The organism is Marinobacter sp. UBA5687 (assembly GCF_002420325.1).
Lineage (GTDB): Bacteria > Pseudomonadota > Gammaproteobacteria > Pseudomonadales > Oleiphilaceae > Marinobacter > Marinobacter nauticus.
The window spans coordinates 1-20,038 of record NZ_DIHV01000067.1; the positions used below are offsets into that span (position 1 = coordinate 1).

Below are 20,038 nucleotides of genomic sequence, written 5' to 3' on the forward strand. Positions count from 1 at the left end.
CCACCAAACCCTTGATTACCAAACACCCGATGAGGTGTACTACGGGCAACCCATATCTCTGGCAGCCTGAGCCAGGGAAACAACCGGATCATAGCTTAGGGACACCATCAGGTTGTCCAACTGATTGGGTCCACCTCAGTGATCATTTTTTGGCCGTTTGATGTATGACCTTTGTCAAGCCCATGGTACCCTAGGCACCTTCTTTCTTCGCTGCCTGTTTGGCTTGTTGGTTGCGCTGCCTCCATGACGTTTTTCAGAGTTCTGACGGTTCTTTCACTCCTTTTCCATGTGCCGGTTTTATCCGCCGAGAGTCCGAGAAATGTTGGATTTTACTATGGCCACGAGTCACCGATAGGGCCACTGTTTGCCTACGACTGGCTGGTGTTGCAACCGGATCAGGCCACAGATGCCCGGCTGTCTCTGCTTTCCCGGGGAGGGACTGCGCCCCTGGCGTACGTTGCGGTTGACGAGATTGCCAAATCTCACGCGCTTTTCCCGCAAGTAGATCCGGCCTGGATCGTTGGTCGCAACAAGGCCTGGGGGAGCGTGATTCTGGATATCCGCAAACCCGAAGTCCGGCGGTTTCTCGTGGATAAGCGCGTTGTGCCGGCGTTGACGCGAGGCTTTGAAGGGGTTTTTCTCGACACGCTCGATAGTCACCTGATGGTGGAAGCCGGCAAGGTAGACGCATTGAGCTTCGCGCAAGCGCAGGCTGATCTGATTGCCGATATCCGAGATAGGTACCCTGAAGCTGTCATGATTATTAACCGCGGCTTTCATCTGCCGGTCCGGGCGCTTGATCAGGTGGATGCGCTGGCGTTCGAGTCCTACTTCGAGGGCTTTGATCCAGAGTCGGGTCGCTATCGGCCGGTTCCTGAGGAACATCGGGAATGGCTGGATGCTCGTATTGCCGAGTGGTCGGCTCGATATCCCGAAAAGCCCGTTATTGCCATTGATTACACAGCGACGCCACAGTTGGCTCAAAAAACGGCCCATCGTCTTCGCGATCGGGGCCTTTTGCCGGTGGTCAGCAACCAGGCGCTGGATCGATTAGGCCCGACGTCGCCAGAGACGATACGCCGACAAGTGCTGGTGTTGCATGACCTGCCGCCGCAGCAAGCGGATCAGAGTCAGGCCCACAGCCGTTTGGGCGTTGTTCTGGAATACCTCGGGTTTGTACCGGTATACCGCTCTGCTCTGGAACCTCCCTTATCCGAACCCGTGCTCGACCGGTATCACGGCGTGGTTGTCTGGTGGGAAGCGGGCACGGCTCATAGCCGGCTGTGTCAGTGGCTGGGTAATAGCGTTCAAGACCAGTTGCCGTTGGTTTTAATGGGGTTAATGCCCGCAGCTCCTGCCTGTCAGCGACTCGTTTCTGGCCAGCGCATGCGGGTCCCGGAGGGGATGCTGCAGGTTTCTGCACTTCAGGAGACGGTTGGCAGGTTTGAAGGTAGCCGTCTGCCGGCGCGGGTTCCTCTGGCGATGCCGCCCGCCATGGATACCTATGAGCCGTGGATTCTGATTGAGGACAAGAACGCGCGATCCTACTCCCCGGTATTTATTCGCCCGGAAGGGGGCGTCGCGCTGAGTCCGTTTTTGTTTGAGCCAGGGCCAGACAATGCAGCGTATTGGCTGTTTGACCCGGTACGGTTTATGGCCGATGCATTGAAGCCGGAGAGTCATCCTGGCGTGGATGCAACGACGGAAGCCGGGCGACGCATCATCACGGCTCACATCGACGGCGATGGAGCGGTTTCCCGGGCTAACCTGCCTGGAACCCCGCAAGCCATCAAGGTGATCCTGGACAAGATCATCCGCCACTATCCCATCCCCCATACGGTTTCCGTCATCGAAGCGGAAGTCTCGGAGCGCGGGGTCTATCCGGCAGAGAGTCGGGAGGCGTTGGAGACTACGCGGCAGATCTTCCGGGAGCCGAATGTCGAGGTGGCCTCTCATACGTTCAGTCACCCGTTTTTCTGGCGCATGATGGAGGGTGGGGAAGCGCCGACGGCCGAGCAGGCCGCCTACGGATATGCCACGGAAGTGCCGGGTTACGAACCGGATCTGAAAAGGGAAATCCCGGGTTCGGTGGCCTTTGTTAACGAGCTGACCCCGGACGATAAAGCGGTTCGTGTCTTTCTGTGGAGTGGTGATGCCCGGCCCGGTAAAACGGCGTTGCGAATGGTGAGGGAGTTGGGGCTGGTCAACGTCAACGGTGGCAATACACGGCCGTTGAAATATGATTCTACCCTCGCGGCGGTCTGGCCGGATGCCCGTCTGGTGGGGGATGAGCTACAGGTTCATGCGCCCGTGCTGAACGAAAATGTCTACACCGATCTCTGGACAGGCCCGTTCTATGGTTATCGTAACGCCCGGGAGAGCTTCGACCTGCTGGATGCCCCATACCGGTTGAAACCCAGCGGGATCTATTATCACTTTTACTCCGGCACCTACCCGGAGTCGATCAAGGCGCTTCATGAGGTCTATCAGCATGCGCTGGACAAACCAAATTCACCGCTATACCTGAGCGAATACGCAACGCGGGTCCAGGCCCGCTATTACAGCGTTATGACCAGGGATGACGATGGCGTATACCGCTGGAAAGGGGTGTACACGCCAGCGACCGTAACACTGCCCGATTCTCTGTATCCGGATATGAAAAATAGCACCGGAGTTGCCGGCTTCATCAGGCATGGTCAGAGACATTACGTTCACCTCACAGGCCCCGGCGCAGCGCTGGCGGTGAGTGAGGTCGCCCCTCAGGGAGTATATCTGGAGTCTGCCAACGCCAGGTTGACGCGTTGGGAGCGCGAGCAGGTTTCCGGGGCGACTTCGCGCGTTACTGTCTCGGCAAATGGCCATGTGCCGGTGGAGTTCCGTTTTGGTGGCGCTGAATCCTGTCGAGTGGTAAGTGATCACCCGGCCACCCGCCTGAGCCCGGTTGCTTTCAGGTTGTCCGGTAAAGCGGTGTCGAACGTTGTGGTGGAGTGTAGTTGAGTGAGGCGAAGCTCTTCCCGTCCCAATCTGTTCGGGGTTCAGGCGTTGGCGGTGATGGGCGTGCTGGCCATTGCGTTGCTGTACGTAGTACACCCGAGGGAGGCGTTTTTTGACCAGATCGGCAGCCTTGAGAAGCCGGATGCGCTCTCCCTGGCTTACCTCACCGTGTTGCTGAATTCTGATTCCGATAATAAAGAGTTGCGCTATCGGCTTGCACAGATGCAATCGGATGTTGGTGAATCCGAACAGGCCATGGCAACGTTGAGCCCCTTGCTCCATGAGCCGACAGTGTCGCCGAAAGCCGTGGAGCTGGCCTTGACATTGGCCATTCAGAAACTGGCGGCTGCGACTGATGAACATACCCGCGCTGAGCGAAAGGCTGACCTGCTGGTTCTGGTTGAGCGGCTGACTGGGGGCGCAGGTGCCCATCCCCGAGTACACAGAAGCGTAGAGACGGTGCTAGGTTGGCTCACGCCGGATGAGCAATTGAGTTTGCTGCCGACGTTGATCTCATCATCGGAGGGGCAAGACCGGTTGTGGTTAGTGATGTCGCTAGGACATGCTCAGGTCGCTGCCGGGAACCCGGCAGACGCTGCGGAAACCCTTGCCGGGATTATCGACCAGCTACCCGCTGAGGAGCAGGACAAAGCGGCCAGGGAACTGGTGCGACTATACCTTGCCTCAGGTCAACCCGTCCGCGCGCTGGATACCTTTCAGGCCCGGAATCTGATGTCTCCCGGAGCCGAGGGACTGCAAGAGGCCATTCAGTTGGCCCGATTGGCGGGCAAAGACGTTCTCGAACGACAATGGCTAGAGTCGTTGATGCGACAGTATACGGCCGATATCACCGAACTCCGTCGTTTGCGAGCCCTGCAGTTGGGCCAGGGAGATCTGGCCCAGGTGGCAATGACGGCTGAGCGCGTTGCCGGGATGCCGGCGGCCGTGGTTGAGGATCGAATCTGGGCCGCAAGGGTGTGGGAGTGGCGAGGGCAGCCGGAGAAAGCCCTGGCCCGCTGGCAGTCGCTTTATCTTTCTGCCGGTCACCCCGAGGCACTGCAGCGCGCAACAGCGCTTGCTCAGGAACTGTTTCGTTGGCCTGAACTGGTGAAAACTCTCGAGACGGCGAGGGCAAGAGGTGAGCTTGGGGCCGATGGTTACCTTGTGCTTGGTGATGCCTATACCAGAGCGGTGGAGCTGGACAAGGCAGTTGCGGTTCTTGAGGAGGGACAGCGAAAGCATCCCTCCGTCGCCGGGTTCAAGGACCGCCTGTATCAGTTGTACGTCAACAACAATCGTTATCTCGACGCCATTGCCCTGTTTGAGCGGCAGGATGTGCTCAGTGAGGGAGATCGATTGGTTCTGGCCAATCTGTATTGGCGAACCCGGCGCGTAGAGCGGGCGTTCGAAACCCTGTCGGTATCGTTCCAGAATCCGGATTTCGCTGCAGAGGCAGAGCTGATGCGGCTGGATCTTCTGACTATGCTGGGGGATGTCGACAAGATTCGGGCTGAGTATTCGCAATTGATGGCTGGTTCCTGGCGGCAGCATGGACCTGGTGTGGCGGATCGGCTGATCGGCCTGGCCGCGCAGTTCGGGGATTATGAGCGTGTTGCGGAACTCGCCCGTTACCGGTTTCAACGTACCGGGAATGCCCGTTACATTCCCATTCTTGCCGATGCACAGGCGAATACGGGGCAGTGGGAGGCGTTGGAGCGTACGCTGGCACAGTGGCGGTCAGACCCGGCCCACCGTCAGGATGGCCTTTACTGGACATTCCGGGGGCGACTGTTTGAGCAGCGGGGCAAGGCTGGTGACGCAGAGAAGGCCTATCGACAGGCGCTGCGTCTGAATCCTGGAAGCGAGGACATCCTCAGCGCGTGGGGCTGGCTGCTGGTGGCAGAACCTCAGCGCAAGAGCGATAAGCTGAATGCCATTCTGACAGAACTGTCATCGCAATCCGGGCAGCGACAGTATGCGTTGCTTGCGTATGGATACTCGGCACTTGGGCAGGATAAGCGGTCCAGGTACTGGTTACAGAAGTGGCGAACGGAGAATGCCGTTGAGCCCCGCGCCCTTGAGGAGCAGGCGGGGCTCGCCCAGAGTCTTGGCGATCAGGCGAGTGCTTTTCATCTCAGACGTCTCGCCGCTCGACAGGTTCCTCGACGCGTCGAGCAAAGAACCCCGTCACGGCAAAGAAGCCCTGATGAGTTGTCCTCCGGATACAGGGCGCAACCGGTGTTTGGTTCCGAGAACCGTGCTGCCCAGTTGGGCTGGCAGCAGGAGCGCATCAGCGACATGGCTGTGAATCATTGGTTCGGCGCGTGGGACTACAGTTCGGAACGCTATCGGCTGACCGGGCGAGCGGCCCGCGTTGATACCAGCGACGACACGAGATTCACGAAGGCTCCCGAACCGTCCAGCGAGGCCATGATTGAACTTCAGAATAACGCCACAGATTGGTTGTTTACGGCTGGGCTTGGGCACGTGGGGCGTCTTGACGGCGATGAACTGAGTACCAGGTTTGAGGCCCGGTTCCAACCACTGGGCCGGTGGCAGATGGCAGTGGGGTATCATTCGGGAGAGCGCTCGACCGATTCGGCAGAAGCCTGGTGGCTGGTTTCCAGGGACAGCACTTCGTTTGAGGGCCTTTACCAGCCAGACAGCCGAACAACCGTTGGGGCGCGATTAGCATCACTGTCATTTGATGCCGGTTCACAAAGCAGTGTGGCGGAGGGACAACGGCTCGAGGTGTTCGGTAGTCATCTCGTGGCTCGCCGTTATCCGGACTGGAGTGTACGGGCGGAATATGTGTTGCAGGATCTGAATCGACTAGAGCGCCTGGAAGGCGCAGTGCAATCGCTGTTTGAACGACCACTCCAGACCGGTGAATTGCTCACCGAACACTACGAGCGCGTGTCTGTCGGTATGCGGTGGCAAGAGCATTCACCTCACTCGTTGCTCGAGCAACAGGCTCAGCCAGGCTGGTTCCTGGATGTGAACACCGGCTATGTTCTTTCCACCGATACCGTCGAGTACGGGCTTGGCGGCGGTGTAAGCTGGTCGCTATTCGGGGATGACGAGATCGCGCTATCTGCCGGTTATGCGTCGGATAGTCTGAGTGGAGCCAGCTCGCTGGACGCACGTGTTACCTATACCTTGTTTTTCAAAACTGCGGGAGAAAACCGATGATTCTTTTTCGACCTCTGCTGCTGGGGCTACTGTTTGTCGCCCTGAGCGGTTGTTCTACCCTGATCACGGAATCGGGTGACACGCCTGTCAGCCTGGCGGAGCAAGTGGCGGTTGTGCCTTTTGTTAATCTCTCGGAGACCCCTCAGGCTGGTGACCGGGCCGCCAGTATCGCGGTTGCCATTCTGCGGGCGGAGGGGGCTGGCCGGGTAGAGCTGTACTTGCCCGAAGACCAGAACCCACTGATGTATGAGAGTCAGGCTCGTCAGGCTGAAGCGATGGACATGGCGGATCGGGACGGGGCTGATCTTATCGTCACGGGAACGGTGGAAGAATGGCGTTATAAGGCGGGTTTCGACAGCGAACCCGCGGTTGGCGTGACAATGATTGTCAGACGCTCTGGCAGTAACGCTATCGTCTGGTCCGGAACAGCAGCTCGCACGGGATGGGGGCGGGAGAGTCTCGGAACGGTTGGGCGTGAGGTGCTTCAGGATCTCATTGATGCCATGCCTTTGGTTCGCGGCGAAGACTGATACTGATGCAGGACACCCGGGCAACTACGACAGTGGCACAATCGGGGCCCGCCACCGAGGTGCATGGCTGGCTGAAATGGCTGGAAGTCGTTCTGGTCTCAGGCCTGTTTCTCGCGGCAGGCTTCTGGCTGCGACCTGACGACCCGCTCCACGTTGGCAATACGTTTGCGTGGCCGGTTCTGGCGCCCTTGTTGATCGGCCTGCGCTACGGCTTTTTCCCGGCTCTGATGTCGAGTCTGTTGGTGCTGCTTGTGGCCGGGTGGCACTATGACAAGGCCGCTGCCACGGCCTACCCGTGGGGATGGGCCGCCGGCATGCTGGCATGTGGGCTGCTGGCCGGGGAGTTTCGGGACTACTGGGAACGTCAATTGCGCCGGGCCAACGCAGTTAACGAATACAGTCTCCAGCGCCTGGAAGAATTTACCCGCAACTTCTACCTGATGAAGGTGTCCCATGATCGTCTCGAGCAACAGTTAGCCGGGAGCTCCGGCAGCCTGCGGGAAGCGCTGAGACGACTGTATGGCGAACTGTCCCAGACCCGCTCCGAGGGTTTGAATGAAGAAAGCGCGGCCCTGATGTTGCGGGTTCTGGCTCGATACGGCCAGCTCCAGACGGCCGCCATACTGGCAGTGGAAGGAAACCGAAACATTGAACCGAAGGCGCTGGCAACGGTTGGTGACTATGAGGCGGTTTCGGAGTCCGATCCGCTGATTCGATATGCCATGCAGGAAAGAACACTGGTGTCGGTGCAGACAGAGTTCCGCAAACACCTGAAAAAACTGGATACTGATCTGCTGGTTGTGATCCCTCTCATTAGTTCTACCGATGACCTGGTGGCACTCTGTGTGGTGGAGTCCATTCCATTCTTCAGTTTCCAGAACCGGACGCTTCGTTTGATGGCGATTCTTGCCGGGCATATGGCGGATATGCTGTGCCAACGGGATCAGACGATGGCAGGTTCTCATGAGTGGCAGAGCCTGTGTTCCCAGGCGCGTCGCGCAGCTAGAGATGCAGAGGCCTTTGGCTTGCCTTCCGTGCTGCTTAAGCTGCAGGTGAACGAGCAGGATCTGGCAACCCTCGCGGACAGGATGACCGGCTTGCTGCGGGGGCTTGATGTGATTGCCGTTAACCGAGCGAACGAGAGCCCCAGCGTGGTCCTGTTGATGCCACTGACCGATGAATTGGGGCTTGCCGGGTATCTGCACCGACTGGAACTGGATATCCGGGAAAATGCGGGCCGTTCACTGTGGGATTTTGCCAGTCAGCAGTCACTGGTGGTAAAGACGGAAGCCCAGGTCGCCGAGTGGCTGGCTCGCGAAGGTGGCGCGATTGACTAGCTACTGGTTGTTACCGTTTGGACTGGTCTCAGAATTGGGCGGTGCGGTTGCACTGTTTACCGGTGAGGATTCGGTTCGGGCAGTGGGTGGTTATGTCGTTGCCCATGCGTTGTCCTGCGTGGTGTTTACGCTTGCTCTGCTGGTCCTCATGCCTCAACGTTACCGAAAACAGCGCTGGCGGCCTGCAGTCTTTCTGTTTTCGCTGCAGTTTGCGATTCCTCTGGTGGGCAGTCTTGGCGTGTTTGTCGGCATTCTGCTCGCGCTGTATCTCCCGCGCTCGAACCGGGAACTCCCGTGGCAGCAGGTGCCCATTCCCGAGCTGCCTTTCCGGCCGACCGATATGGGCAGTCAGGTTGTCTATACCGAGGGTGGTTTGCGCCAGGTTCTGAGAGAGGCGAGTGATCCGGGTAAACGCCTGAAAGCTTTGTTGGCCAGCCGACAGATGGAGGGCCGGGAGGGAGTTGATATTCTTCGGGAGGCACTCAAGGATCCCGTTGATGATGTCCGGCTGCTGGCGTATTCCATGCTGGAGCAGAAGGAAAAGGCGCTGGTGCAGGAGGCTGAGCGCCTGCAGAGCCAGGTGACGGAAGCCGCTGACCCGAAATCGCTCGAGCGCATGAATCGCCGCCTGGCACAAACCTGGTGGGAAACCGCCTATCTTGGATTGGCTCAGGGCAGTCTCAGGCAGTACTACCTCGAAAAGTCGCGGGACCTCCTGGTGAAACTGGTTGCCACCTATGACGAGCCCTCGGACTGGCAGCTCCTGGGGCGGGTGGAACTGGCGTTGGGGCGGCCCGAAGAAGCACGTGATGCCTTCGAATTGGCTATTGATAATGGCGCCCGTCAGGAACACATCCTGCCTTATCTTGCTGAAATCGCGTTTCTGGCCAGGGACTACCAGCGGGTCAGGTTCTATCTGGCCCGGTGCGCCCATGGTCACAATCATCCGGCGATCACTCCTCTTCTTGAAGCCTGGTTATGAGTTTGTTCAAACGAAAGCAGCCGTATATCGCGGACATCGCATTGCTGTTGGAAGGCACCTATCCGTTTATACGGGGAGGCGTGTCTTCCTGGGTACACCAGATGATCTCGGGACTTCCGGAATACCGGTTTGCCCTGGTTTTTCTGGGGGGCGATCCCAGCCATTACGGAAAGCAGCAATACACCCTGCCGGATAATGTCACCCATCTGGAGTGCCACTACCTGATGGACACCCAGGTTCGGGAAAAGCCGAGGCCGAGGGACGGAAACAAGCGGGCCTTCCAGAGTCAGCGGCGGCTGCACGAGAGTTTCAAGGCCAATGAGGCGGTGCCCGAGGAGGTGCTCACGCAGGTATTCAGAGACCTGGGTGAGACCGGGGGGATTACCCGCAAGGATTTTTTGTACAGCCGGGAGAGCTGGCAGGTCATTGAAGACAGTTTCCGTGCCTACTGCACCGAACCCTCTTTTGTTGACTATTTCTGGACGATCCGGACGATGCACGCGCCGCTGTTTACGCTGGCAGAGATTGCGAAGAACATGCCCAGGGTAAAGATGGTGCACTCTATCTCAACCGGGTATGCCGGTCTGCTCGGTGCAATGGTGAGCGACCGATACCGTATACCTTACCTGATCAGTGAGCATGGCATTTACACCAAAGAACGAAAGATCGATCTATCCCAGGCACAATGGATTGACGATCCGGAGGACCAGGTGAGTGCGGCACTTAACGACCAGTTGGGCTATATCCGGCGTCTCTGGATACGCTTCTTCGAGGTGGTGGGAAGGCTGGCTTACCAGAAGGCCGACAGCATTGTCTCGCTGTATTCCGGTAACCAGGCTCGCCAGCACCAGGACGGGGCTTCGCCGGAAAAAACCTGCATTATCCCGAACGGGATCGATCCTGAGCGTTTCCGGGAACCACGGGAGCAGCGGTCGGAGGCCATTCCCAAGGTGCTTGGGCTGGTTGGCCGCGTCGTCCCGATCAAGGACATTAAAACCTTCATCCGGGCGATGAGAAGCGTCTCGGAGCAAGTGCCCGAGGCTGAAGGGTGGATCGTCGGGCCAGAGGATGAAGACCCCGCCTATGTCGCTGAGTGTCGCAATCTTGTGACCAGCCTGGGATTGGAAGGCCGCGTTAAATTCCTGGGTTTTCAGAATGTCAGCGAGATTTTGCCCCAACTGGGTTTGATGGTGCTTACCTCGATCTCCGAGGCGTTGCCGTTGGTCATACTTGAGGCCAATGCCGCGGGGCTGCCGTGCCTTGCCACGGATGTCGGCGCCTGCCGTGAACTCATTGAGGGAATGAGTGATGAGGATCGGGCTTTGGGTGCCTCGGGCGCTGTCGTTCCGATCGCCGACCCTGAAGCGACAGCCAGGGAAGCGATTCATCTGCTGACGGATAGTGAGGCCTGGCGGGCAGCCCAGGCCGCGGGGTTGGAGCGGGTGTCACGCTATTACACTTTGGACAGTATGTTCGATCAATACCGCCGCCTCTATGAGGCGTCGTTGAATCCGGCGAGTGGGGGAGAGCGTTAGTGGCGGGTATCGGTTTTGAGCTGAGGCGAATACTCCGGCGGGAAAGCTTTGTGAACCTCCTGGGTGCCTATGGTCTTGCGGGCATCATCAGCTCGGGGCCCTGGGTGCTGTCGGTGCTCGGGGTTATGATCATCGGGGTCCTGAGTTTTGCGCTCGAGGCAAATCAGGGATTCGTGGTCCAGTTTCTGGTGTCGGTCACCTATCTGATGGCGTTCTCGCTGATTCTCTCCGGGGTGTTTCAGCACGTTTTCACGCGCTGGGTCGCAGACAGGCTCTACGAGTCCAAGCGTAACCTGATACTGCCCAACCTCATGGGGGTTATCTGGGTTTCAACCGCCGCGTCTTTCATGCTCGGCGTTGTTGCTGCTATCTGGTTTATGCCGGGCACCAGTTATCTATACCGGCTCCTGATGCTGGCGAATTTTGTGGTGCTGTGTAACCTTTGGCCGGTTACCATTTTTCTCTCCAGCATGAAGTCCTATCGTCGTATTGTTGTTGTCTTCGCGCTTGGGTATCTGGTTGCTATCGTTGCCTCGGTGCAGTTGCGTGATTTCGGCATTGAAGGGTTTTTGCTGGGGTTGCTGCTGGGCCACAGCCTTTTGTTTTTCAGTTTCTTTTACACCATCATCCGCCAGTATCCGGGTACCACGCTCATCCGGTTTGACTTCACCAGGCGTGCCCAGATCTTTCCCACCCTGATCTTTACCGGGCTGCTCTTCAATGCTGCGGTATGGGCCGACAAGCTGATCTTCTGGTTTGTGCCGGAAACCTCAGAGCCGATTATCGGGCTTTTGAGAGCGTCGATTATCTATGACATTCCCATTTTTCTTGCCTACCTTTCGATCATCCCCGGTATGGCGGTTTTTCTGGTGCGAATGGAAACCGATTTTTCCGAAGCATACGACCGGTTTTATAACGCCGTTCGTGAGGGCGATACCCTGGAGCGAATCAACCGGTTTCGGGATGACATGGTTCTGGTCGCCAGAAACGGCATTTATGAGATCATCAAAGTGCAGGGAATGACGGTGATCATTCTGTTCCTGTGGGGGGAGGAAATTCTCTCTGCTCTGGGTATCTCCACACTGTACCTTCCACTGTTCCACATTTTCCTGATTGCGGTGGCCATGCAGTTGATTCTTCTTGCGATACAGAATGTACTGTTTTATCTCGATGCCCGGGGGATAAACCTGATTCTTTGCGCCCTGTTCCTCGGTACCAATATCGTATTCACACTGATCACCATTGAGTTGGGCGCCGCCTTTTACGGATACGGCTATGCGGCGGCTACCCTGGTCTCAGCTCTGGTTGGACTGGCGCTGCTGTCCCGCAAGTTCGATGAACTTGAGTACGAAACCTTCATGCTACAGGGGCGTTAACACCCTCGTGTAAGGGCATCATTCAGGTCCTGTATCAGATCGGCTGTATCCTCGAGCCCGACTGACAGGCGCAGCATGCCATCGCCAATGCCCCGTTTGAGGCGCTCTTCCCGGCTCAGGCCGTGATGGCTGGTGGCGCTCGGTTGGCTCACCAGGCTTTCTACGCCGCCCAGGCTGGTGGCGAGCAGGAAGACTTTCAGGGAGTCCGCCACTTTTTCGGCTGCCTGCTGGCCACCGTCCACTTCAATACTGAGCATGCCGCCGAAGCCGGTCATCTGCTGTTTGGCCAGGTCGTGGCCTTCGAAGGAAGGCAGGCCCGGGTAGTGTACTTTGGTGATTCTCGGATGTTGTTCCATCGCTTGAGCGATTGCCATGGCGTTCTCGTTGTGTTGGCGCACTCGTAATGGCAGCGTGCGCAAGCTGCGGGAGAGCAGGGCGGCGGTTTCCGGGGCAATCAGCTGGCCCAGGTTCTTGCGCCAGGCGACCACGGGTTTTGCCAGGCTTGCAGAGGTCATCAGGGCACCGGCGGTCAGGTCGCTGTGGCCACCCAGGTATTTTGTGGCGCTGTGCAAGACGAGGTCTGCGCCCAGTTCCAGCGGTTTCTGGTTGATGGGGCTGGCGAACGTATTGTCCACCGCCACCAGCGCGCCGTGCTGGTGGGCCGTTTCAGCGATGGTGCGAATGTCCAGGATCGCCATGTTCGGGTTGGCCGGGGTTTCGAAATAGACCAGCTTGCCCGGTTCGTTAAGTGTTTCCGCCAGTTGGTCCTGCTCTTCACGGAACAGGAAGGTCACTGGAATGCCCAGCGCCTGGCAGTGATTCTTCAGTAGTTCCTGTGTGCCCCCATACAGATCGCCTACACACACAATTCCATTACGGCCATGGGCCAGCAGGGTTGCCGAAATTGCCGCCATGCCGGACGCAAACCCCAGTGCTGCTTCAGCATTTTCGAGCCCGGCCAGTCCCTGTTCCAGTTCCTGGATGCTCGGGTTGGTGCCCCAGCGAGTGTACAGGTTACCGTCGCTTCGCCCCTCAATCACATCCAGCAAGTCTGCCGTGTTTTCAAACCGGTAGGTGGTGGTGTTGTAAACCGGCGAGTAGGGGCTGCCGAAGGCATCCTTATGGCGGCGATTGTGGATGATGCGAGTCGCGGGGCCTTGGTTGTTCGGGGTGGTCATGGTGGTTCCTACGCATTTGGTGGCCGGAGAGTGAGCTGCATTGTAGACTGTTGCGTATCCTGACGATAACCGAGTTGCTCAACCGAAAGAAGGAAGACGCTTTGTCCATCAAATTGACCCAGTTCAGCCACGGTGCCGGATGTGGCTGCAAGATTGCTCCGGACGTTCTGGACCGCATCCTTCACACTGATGCTCCCGAATTTCACGATCCGCGACTGCTGGTGGGCAACAGCAGCCGAGACGATGCTGCGGTTGCCGATGTGGGTAACGGCCTTGGCATTATCAGCACCACCGATTTCTTTATGCCGGTGGTGGACGACCCGTTCGATTTCGGCCGTATTGCTGCCACCAACGCCATCAGCGATGTCTATGCCATGGGCGGAAAGCCCGTGATGGCTATCGCGATTCTGGGCTGGCCGGTCAATGAGCTGGAACCGGAAATTGCCGCCAAGGTGATCGATGGTGGTCGAGCTGTGTGTGCTGAGGCGGGTATTGCCCTGGCCGGTGGCCACAGCATTGACTCACCGGAGCCGATTTTCGGGCTGGCGGTGACTGGCCAGGTGGCTGTTGACCGTATTATCCGAAACGATACCGCTCAGGCGGGCGATTTGTTGTACCTCACCAAGCCACTGGGCGTCGGCATTCTCACCAGTGCTTCCAAGAAAGGTAAGGTTACTCCTGAAGATCTGGCCGTGGCGGTGGAGAACATGGCGACCCTTAATAAGGTTGGCGAAGCGTTTGCCGAGGTGGATGGTGTCAATGCCATGACTGATGTAACCGGCTTTGGTCTTGCCGGGCATTTGCTGGAAATCTGCCGGGGTAGCGGCCTGAAGGCCACGGTTAGCCGCAAGGCTGTGCCGGTGCTGCTAAATCTGAAGCCCTATATTGATGCCGATTGCATCCCTGGTGGCACCCACCGCAACGCGGCGGCCTTCGGCAAGGCGATTTCCGGTATGACCGACGCCGACAAACTGTTGTTCTGTGATCCGCAAACCAGCGGTGGCTTGATGGTTAGCGTGGCCGAAAAGAGCCGGGAAGCCTTTGAGGCCCTCGCCCGAAAGCATGGGCTGGATCTGCAGCCTCTCGGGCGTCTTGAAGCCGCGGGGTCCGACGAAAGCCTGGTGTTTATCGAAGACTGATCCCGTCGCACTATAAAGCCGCACCGGAGGTTCTCCGCTGCGGCTTTTGTTTTTTCTGGAGAAAGCTATCAGCGAAACACCAGTGGCAGGTAGTTAAATCCTCCCGTGGGAAACATCGCCCGCTCAGGCTGTTCGCCGTCAGCCTGTTCTATAGCTTCGATCTGCTTCAGCAACTCCTCCATGAAGATCCTGAGTTCCATTCGTGCAAGGGGGGCGCCGGGACAGACATGGATGCCGGCGCCATAGAGTAGGTTCCTGGCTGCGTTCTGACGTGGGCAGAACTGATCCGGGTTGCCGAAAGCAACTTCGTCCCGGTTGGCGGATGCCCAAAGAAGGGTGATTTTCGCGCCGGCGGGAATGGTTCTGCCGCCTATCTCAACCTCCTGGGTGACCACCCGGCGGTTGGATATGAGTGGGGCGTCCATTCGCAGGATTTCGTCAATAGCATCGGAGAGCTGCTCCGGGACGGCCTTAAGGTCATTAAGAAGCTCGGGATGATGGGCCAGATAGTGGGTCAGTATGGAAATGCTGGCTGAAATGGTGGCCAGTTCTCCGACCGTCCAGTTGCGCAAGAGACTGACCAACTCTTCGTCGGTCATGGGTTGGCCATTGATTTGCTCACGCATTAATCGGGTGGTGACGTCATCTGGTGCGGGCTCCCGGGTCCGGCGCCGGGAGTTCAGAAGGTCGCGGATGTATCCGTCAAATTCTTCAGCAACGTCGGCCATGGCGGAACGGTCGCGGGCCAGGGTTGCCCGGTGATTCTTCATCACCCACTCGGCCAGCGGTTGATGCAGGCTATCCGGCCAGCCCATAAACGCGCACTGAATCTGTAGTGCAAAGGGGCGGCTTAGAGTGTTGACCACATCCAGCGCCTTGTTTTTGTCAAGGGATTGCACCAGCGCCCGGGCAACATCCCGGCATACCGGTTCAAAGTGTGCCATGGGCTCGGGCGCAAAATAGGGTTCGATGGCCTTGCGGTAAGGGGTGTGTTCGGGCGGGTCCATGCCATTCGGTACGGACAGGTGCGCGGAGACGGCGTTACTGAAGGTGTGATGATCCTCCAGTGCCCGCATGACATCGGCATGGCGAAACAACGTCCACTGCTGGTAATCACTCCAGGCTACCGGGCATTCCTTGCGCATGGCATCGTAGGCGCGGATCTGGTCCGTCTGAACCTCGGCTGATCTGGGATCCCAGTCTTCGTGGTGCTGCTCTGCCATACGGCCTCCTGATCTGTCGGTTAGCATTGATGAAATGCTACCACCGGAGGCCGTTCTGCCTTTGGAGAAATATCAAGTCCTGATATTTGTAAAGGAAAGTGCTTATGGGTTTCGGGTAACACCGATCACTTTCAGGTGGATGGGCTTGCGGCCTTTCATGGGCCATTCGATGCTGCTGCCAATGCTCAGCCCCAGCATGGCGGCACCGGCCGGTGCCAGTATCGAGACTTTGTGGTCGGCGTCGCCAACTTCATGAGGGTATACCAACGCCACTTCGTGCTCCTCGCCGGTGTCTTCGTTCAGAAAGCGCACTCGTGAGTTCATGGTTACCACGCCCTCTGGCATGTCGGCCAGTGGCTTCATGTCGGCACGGCTGAGTTCGTCTTCCAGCCCATCGGCCACATCAGACTGGCCGGCGACCCGCTCAAGCAAGGTGCTGAGACGGTTATAATCTTCTTCTGCAACAGTGATAGGTGGCAATTCAGCCATAGCAATCTCCAGGTAAACAATCGATTGTTGGTTAGGCGCTGAATCCGGACGGGGAAGAAAGTGGATTCAGCGAAATCAGAGGCGGATGGCAGCCCTGCCGGTGTTCCCGAAGGAGGACCGCAGTGCCAGAGATATCGTGTAATTGCCTGAACGCAGAATGTTCACGGGAATTGCACTTCGCCTTTAGAGTTGAAGAAACTCTGAATCTACCCCCGGGTGAGCAAAATGGCAACTGCGAACTTGCCGAAGATCTGTGCTAGTGTCTTGCACCTGTGAACGGGCTGGTGTCTGGTAGTCGGGAGGTGGTGATGCCAATGGTGGTTCAGGCTTTGATTCCTGTCTTCGTGCTGATCATGTTGGGCCATGGTTTGCGCCGCGTGGACTTTCCCGGAGGTGATTTCTGGCCCCGTGCGGAGCGCTTCACCTATTACGTACTGTTTCCTGCCATGCTGGTGTTCAAGCTTGGGCAGGCCCGGCTGCCTCCTTCCGCCTACGGTGATACGGCGATGCTGATTATCGCCATGCTGCTGGCGATGACGCTGGTGCTGGTGGCTGCGCAGTGGCTCTGGGGCTGGTCTGGTCCGGTGTTTTCTTCGGTATACCAGGGTGCGATTCGTTTCAATTCCTACGTGGGTCTGGCCGCGGGTGGCATGCTCCTGGGGGATGATGGGCTCTCGCTCACGGCCATCGCCGTGGCCATTATGGTACCGCTGTTGAACCTGCTGTGTATTCTGATGTTCGCACTGGTGGCCGGACGAGAGCGAATCAATCTGGCGGCGGTGATTCGGGCGATTGTCACCAACCCGTTGATCGTCGGCTCGGTCATTGGCGTGCTCTGGAGCTATTTCCAGGTAGGGTTTCATCCCTTGCTGGCGGGCATACTGGAGCCGTTGAGTAATCTGGCGCTGCCGATGGGGCTGATGTGCGTGGGAGCTGGCTTGCAACTCAGTGCCCTGCGTGGCGGTTCGGTTCCGTTTATTGTGTCGTCGGCCCTGAAACTGGTGGCGTTTCCGCTGATGACCGCGGGCCTGGCCTGGATGCTCGGGCTGGAAGGGCTGCTGGTGAAGGTGGCGGTGCTGTTGGCGTCCTTGCCTACTGCCACGTCCGCCTACATCCTGGCGCGTCAGCTTGGCGGGGATGCGCCGCTGATGGCAGGGATCATCAGCGGGCAAACCCTGTTGGCGATGGTCTCTATTCCGGTGCTACTGAGCCTGCTCTGGTAAGCACTTGAGAACCGCATCGGCCACAGATTGCTGAAACTCGATGTAGCCTGCCGGTGTCGATTCAATGTCGGTTGCCAGCGGGTCCCAGGTGCTGAAAGTGACGTTCAGCCCTTCGGTAATGGAACGCCACCATTGACGGTTGAACTGGGGTTCGGTCAGCAGGCACGGGTGATTGGCGGCCTCCAGTTTGGCCTGCACATCAGCAATATGTCGGGCACCGGGTGAGAGCTCCGGGTTCAGTGTCAGAATGCCGTCCAGCGTCAGATCATAGTGATCGGCGTAGCGAGTAAAGGCATCGTGATACGCGAACAGGCTGATATCTTTAAGGCCCGCAAAGCTCGCACGAATACTCTTTTCTTTACTGAGCAGCTCGGCTTGAAAGCGCTCGAGATTGGCATTCAGCTCCTCGGGGTTTACGCCCTCATGTTCGCTCAGCGCATTCCGGATGTCTTTCGCCATGTCCAGCGCCAGCATCGGGTCTACCCATATATGTGGATCTTCGCCGTCGCCGTGATCGTGGTGATGGACATCGGGTTCGTCATGATGCCCGTGATCATCGTGGTCTTCATGCTCATGGTTGTGCTCTTCATGATGCTCGTCGTGCTCAGATTCACCGCCTTCGCTTTCCATGAAAGCCACCGCCCGGCCAGCGAATTCCTTGCCACCGAGCAGACGGTTGAGGAAGGTTTCCATATCCGGGCCCACCCAGAAGATGACATCCGCCTGTTCCAGGGCCCGCCGTTGAGAGGGCTTCATGCTGTAGTTGTGGGGGCTGGAGCCGGGTGGTATCAGCGTTGATACTTCCACGCTGTCACCCGCGACAGCTTTGACCAGAAGTTCGACAGGTTTAATGGACGCAACCACATTGGTCGCGGCTGCGGGTGTTGCTATAGCCAGGGCTGAGAGTGCGAGGGCCAGGCGGGTGACATTCTGTGGCATGGTGTATTGAATCCTGCGTGTACGTGAAATGTTATAATATAACGGTTTGTATCGGAGATGCAAAAGCCGCCCATGCGAAACCTCAGGATGGCCGCTATAATGCGCCCTTTATAAATCGGCCACTTATTTTCAGGATGGTTTCATGACAGTACGCACCCGAATTGCCCCGTCGCCCACCGGCGATCCACACGTTGGTACCGCCTACGTGGCCCTGTTTAACCTTTGCTTTGCCCGTCAGCACGGCGGCCAGTTCATTTTGCGCATCGAAGACACCGATCAGGCCCGCAGTACCGCTGAATCCGAGCAGGATATTCTGACAGCGTTGCGGTGGCTGGGTCTGAATTGGGACGAGGGTCCCGATGTTGGCGGCCCCCACGGCCCGTATCGCCAGTCTGAGCGCAAGCACATGTATGGTCAGTATGCTGAGGATCTGGTCACCGCTGGCCATGCGTTCTATTGCTTCCGTACACCGGAAGAGCTGGATGCTATCCGCGAAGAGCGCAGGGCTCAGGGCCTGAATCCCGGCATCAAGGGCGATCTGGAGTTGCCGGAAGAAGAGGTAAAGCGCCGTCTGGATGCGGGTGATCCGTATGTTATCCGCATGAAAGTGCCCGACGAAGGCGTGTGTGAAATTCAGGATATGCTCCGGGGTACCATTGAGATCGATTGGGCTCAGGTGGACTGCCAGATCCTGTTGAAGTCTGATGGGATGCCGACCTATCACCTGGCCAATGTTGTTGATGACCATTTGATGGGCATTACCCACGTGCTGAGAGGTGAGGAATGGATCAATTCTGCGCCCAAGCACAAGCTGCTGTATCAGTACTTTGGCTGGGATATGCCAGAGCTGTGTCACCTGCCGCTGCTGCGTAACCCTGACAAGAGCAAGCTGTCGAAGCGCAAGAACCCGACCAGTATCAACTTTTACGAGCGTATGGGCTTCTTGCCAGAGGCTGTGACCAACTACCTGGGTCGTATGGGCTGGTCCATGCCGGACGAGCGTGAGAAATTCACTCTGGATGAGATGATCGAGAACTTTGATATCCAGCGCGTGTCCCTGGGTGGCCCCGTGTTTGACGTGGAAAAACTGCGTTGGCTCAACGGCCAGTGGATTCGTGAGGAGCTGAGCGACGAGCAGTTCATGGCGCGGATGCAACAGTGGTGGTTTAACCAGGACGACTTGAAAGCCCTGGTGCCCCATATCAAGGGTAGGGCAGAAGTGTTTTCCGATGTGGCGCCAATGGCCCAGTTCATGTTCAGCGGCATGCTGAATCTGAAACCGGAGGACTTTGCCCATAACAAACTGGATGAAGGCCAGATCAAGCGCGTGCTGCAGTTTGCCCTTTGGAAACTGGAAGCCCAGCGCCACTGGAGCAAGGACACCATCTTTGCCGACATCAAGGCGTTGGCGAAAGCCATGGACCTGAAGATGGGCGATTTCATGTTCTCGATCTTTGTGGCCATTGCCGGAACGCCCAATTCCTGGTCAGTGATGGACTCCATGGCGTTGCTTGGCCCGGACATGACCCGCTCCCGTTTGCGTCATGCCCTTGAGGTTATGGGTGGCTTTTCCAAGAAAGAAACCAAAAAAGTAGAGAAGGAATACGCCGCTCTGGGTGTTTGATGAGCGGTTTGTTGGTTAATTGAACGATGAGAACAGGGATGTTCAAAAAACTTTAAAAAAAGCGGAATCGGGTGTTGACGCCCCAAGGGCGGATCCTTAATATACGCATCCGTTGAGGGGCCATAGCTCAGCTGGGAGAGCGCAACACTGGCAGTGTTGAGGTCAGCGGTTCGATCCCGCTTGGCTCCACCAATTTCTAGTCCCCTTCGTCTAGTGGCCTAGGACTCCGCCCTTTCACGGCGGCAACAGGGGTTCGAACCCCCTAGGGGACGCCAAT

14 protein-coding genes and 2 tRNA genes are annotated in these 20,038 nt (G+C 57.7%); 12 read left to right on the forward strand and 4 right to left on the reverse strand.

Features of this window, described 5'->3' with window-relative positions; translation table 11 throughout:
• Window positions 1–243 precede the first annotated feature (243 nt).
• Genes B3Y70_RS07190 through pelG form a run of 7 tightly spaced genes read left to right on the forward strand, consistent with a single transcriptional unit; the run spans window position 244 to window position 11,946 of the window.
• Window positions 244–2,997 carry a bifunctional glycoside hydrolase 114/ polysaccharide deacetylase family protein gene (locus B3Y70_RS07190; RefSeq protein WP_286895928.1) on the forward strand — a complete coding sequence of 918 codons (2,754 nt, stop codon included), beginning with the start codon at window positions 244–246 and terminating at the stop codon, window positions 2,995–2,997.
• On the forward strand, window positions 2,998–6,186 hold the full coding sequence (locus B3Y70_RS07195) for a tetratricopeptide repeat protein (RefSeq protein ID WP_278350936.1): 3,189 nt from the start codon (window positions 2,998–3,000) through the stop codon (window positions 6,184–6,186). It abuts the gene before it with no gap.
• Complete coding sequence (locus tag B3Y70_RS07200) at window positions 6,183–6,716, forward strand: hypothetical protein (protein ID WP_023009908.1); 534 nt, start codon at window positions 6,183–6,185, stop codon at window positions 6,714–6,716. The genes B3Y70_RS07195 and B3Y70_RS07200 overlap by 4 nt, the downstream gene beginning before the upstream one ends.
• A 5-nt stretch (window positions 6,717–6,721) precedes the next feature.
• Window positions 6,722–8,053 (forward strand): PelD GGDEF domain-containing protein, encoded by a 1,332-nt coding sequence (locus B3Y70_RS07205; RefSeq protein WP_113879007.1) that lies wholly within the window; start codon window positions 6,722–6,724, stop codon window positions 8,051–8,053.
• The gene (locus tag B3Y70_RS07210; protein WP_157680625.1) at window positions 8,037–9,035 is read left to right on the forward strand and encodes a tetratricopeptide repeat protein; all 999 of its coding nucleotides are present in this window, start codon (window positions 8,037–8,039) and stop codon (window positions 9,033–9,035) included. Before B3Y70_RS07205 ends, B3Y70_RS07210 begins: the two co-directional genes overlap by 17 nt.
• Window positions 9,032–10,570 (forward strand): GT4 family glycosyltransferase PelF, encoded by a 1,539-nt coding sequence (pelF, locus tag B3Y70_RS07215; RefSeq protein WP_222534668.1) that lies wholly within the window; start codon window positions 9,032–9,034, stop codon window positions 10,568–10,570. The genes B3Y70_RS07210 and pelF overlap by 4 nt, the downstream gene beginning before the upstream one ends.
• Window positions 10,570–11,946 (forward strand): exopolysaccharide Pel transporter PelG, encoded by a 1,377-nt coding sequence (gene pelG, locus B3Y70_RS07220; RefSeq protein ID WP_011785372.1) that lies wholly within the window; start codon window positions 10,570–10,572, stop codon window positions 11,944–11,946. The genes pelF and pelG overlap by 1 nt, the downstream gene beginning before the upstream one ends.
• On the opposite strand, the gene B3Y70_RS07225 is transcribed toward pelG, so the two are convergent.
• Window positions 11,943–13,124 carry a trans-sulfuration enzyme family protein gene (locus tag B3Y70_RS07225; RefSeq protein ID WP_288589496.1) on the reverse strand — a complete coding sequence of 394 codons (1,182 nt, stop codon included), beginning with the start codon at window positions 13,122–13,124 and terminating at the stop codon, window positions 11,943–11,945. The genes pelG and B3Y70_RS07225 overlap by 4 nt on opposite strands.
• Window positions 13,125–13,225: 101 nt before the next feature.
• On the opposite strand from B3Y70_RS07225, the gene selD reads away from it, so the two are divergent.
• Window positions 13,226–14,263, forward strand: a complete 1,038-nt coding sequence (selD, locus tag B3Y70_RS07230; protein ID WP_153740338.1) for a selenide, water dikinase SelD — start codon at window positions 13,226–13,228, stop codon at window positions 14,261–14,263.
• 68 nt (window positions 14,264–14,331) lie between these two features.
• Here the strand turns inward: selD and B3Y70_RS07235 are convergent, their stop codons facing one another.
• Both B3Y70_RS07235 and rnk read right to left on the reverse strand, forming a co-directional pair.
• Window positions 14,332–15,486: a cytochrome P450 gene (locus tag B3Y70_RS07235; RefSeq protein WP_286894658.1), complete on the reverse strand. Its 1,155-nt coding sequence runs from the start codon at window positions 15,484–15,486 to the stop codon at window positions 14,332–14,334.
• A gap of 102 nt (window positions 15,487–15,588) precedes the next feature.
• On the reverse strand, window positions 15,589–15,975 hold the full coding sequence (gene rnk / locus B3Y70_RS07240; RefSeq protein WP_014421109.1) for a nucleoside diphosphate kinase regulator: 387 nt from the start codon (window positions 15,973–15,975) through the stop codon (window positions 15,589–15,591).
• A gap of 308 nt (window positions 15,976–16,283) precedes the next feature.
• Between rnk and B3Y70_RS07245 the strand changes: the two genes are divergently transcribed.
• Complete coding sequence (locus B3Y70_RS07245) at window positions 16,284–17,198, forward strand: AEC family transporter (RefSeq protein ID WP_153740336.1); 915 nt, start codon at window positions 16,284–16,286, stop codon at window positions 17,196–17,198.
• Here the strand turns inward: B3Y70_RS07245 and B3Y70_RS07250 are convergent.
• Window positions 17,178–18,137 (reverse strand): zinc ABC transporter substrate-binding protein, encoded by a 960-nt coding sequence (locus B3Y70_RS07250; protein ID WP_153740335.1) that lies wholly within the window; start codon window positions 18,135–18,137, stop codon window positions 17,178–17,180. The two genes, B3Y70_RS07245 and B3Y70_RS07250, sit on opposite strands and share 21 nt — an antisense overlap.
• Window positions 18,138–18,279: 142 nt before the next feature.
• Here B3Y70_RS07250 and gltX point away from each other — a divergent pair, with 142 nt between their 5' ends.
• The 3 genes from gltX (at window position 18,280) to B3Y70_RS07265 (ending at window position 20,036) form a co-directional block, all read left to right on the forward strand.
• Window positions 18,280–19,761, forward strand: a complete 1,482-nt coding sequence (gene gltX / locus B3Y70_RS07255; protein ID WP_153740334.1) for a glutamate--tRNA ligase — start codon at window positions 18,280–18,282, stop codon at window positions 19,759–19,761.
• Window positions 19,762–19,877: 116 nt separating this feature from the next.
• Window positions 19,878–19,953 (forward strand) — tRNA-Ala (locus tag B3Y70_RS07260).
• 7 nt (window positions 19,954–19,960) lie between these two features.
• Window positions 19,961–20,036, forward strand: a tRNA-Glu gene (locus tag B3Y70_RS07265).
• Window positions 20,037–20,038 lie beyond the last annotated feature (2 nt).

Excerpts from the sequence above, each read along its gene's own strand:
- B3Y70_RS07190 (WP_286895928.1), top strand. The coding sequence starts at position 244 with ATGACGTTTTTCAGAGTTCTGACGGTTCTTTCACTCCTTTTCCATGTG.
- B3Y70_RS07200 (WP_023009908.1), top strand. The coding sequence starts at position 6,183 with ATGATTCTTTTTCGACCTCTGCTGCTGGGGCTACTGTTTGTCGCCCTG.
- B3Y70_RS07205 (WP_113879007.1), top strand. The coding sequence starts at position 6,722 with ATGCAGGACACCCGGGCAACTACGACAGTGGCACAATCGGGGCCCGCC.
- pelF (WP_222534668.1), top strand. The coding sequence starts at position 9,032 with ATGAGTTTGTTCAAACGAAAGCAGCCGTATATCGCGGACATCGCATTG.
- B3Y70_RS07225 (WP_288589496.1), bottom strand. The coding sequence starts at position 13,124 with ATGACCACCCCGAACAACCAAGGCCCCGCGACTCGCATCATCCACAAT.
- B3Y70_RS07235 (WP_286894658.1), bottom strand. The coding sequence starts at position 15,486 with ATGGCAGAGCAGCACCACGAAGACTGGGATCCCAGATCAGCCGAGGTT.
- rnk (WP_014421109.1), bottom strand. The coding sequence starts at position 15,975 with ATGGCTGAATTGCCACCTATCACTGTTGCAGAAGAAGATTATAACCGT.
- B3Y70_RS07245 (WP_153740336.1), top strand. The coding sequence starts at position 16,284 with ATGCCAATGGTGGTTCAGGCTTTGATTCCTGTCTTCGTGCTGATCATG.
- B3Y70_RS07250 (WP_153740335.1), bottom strand. The coding sequence starts at position 18,137 with ATGCCACAGAATGTCACCCGCCTGGCCCTCGCACTCTCAGCCCTGGCT.
- gltX (WP_153740334.1), top strand. The coding sequence starts at position 18,280 with ATGACAGTACGCACCCGAATTGCCCCGTCGCCCACCGGCGATCCACAC.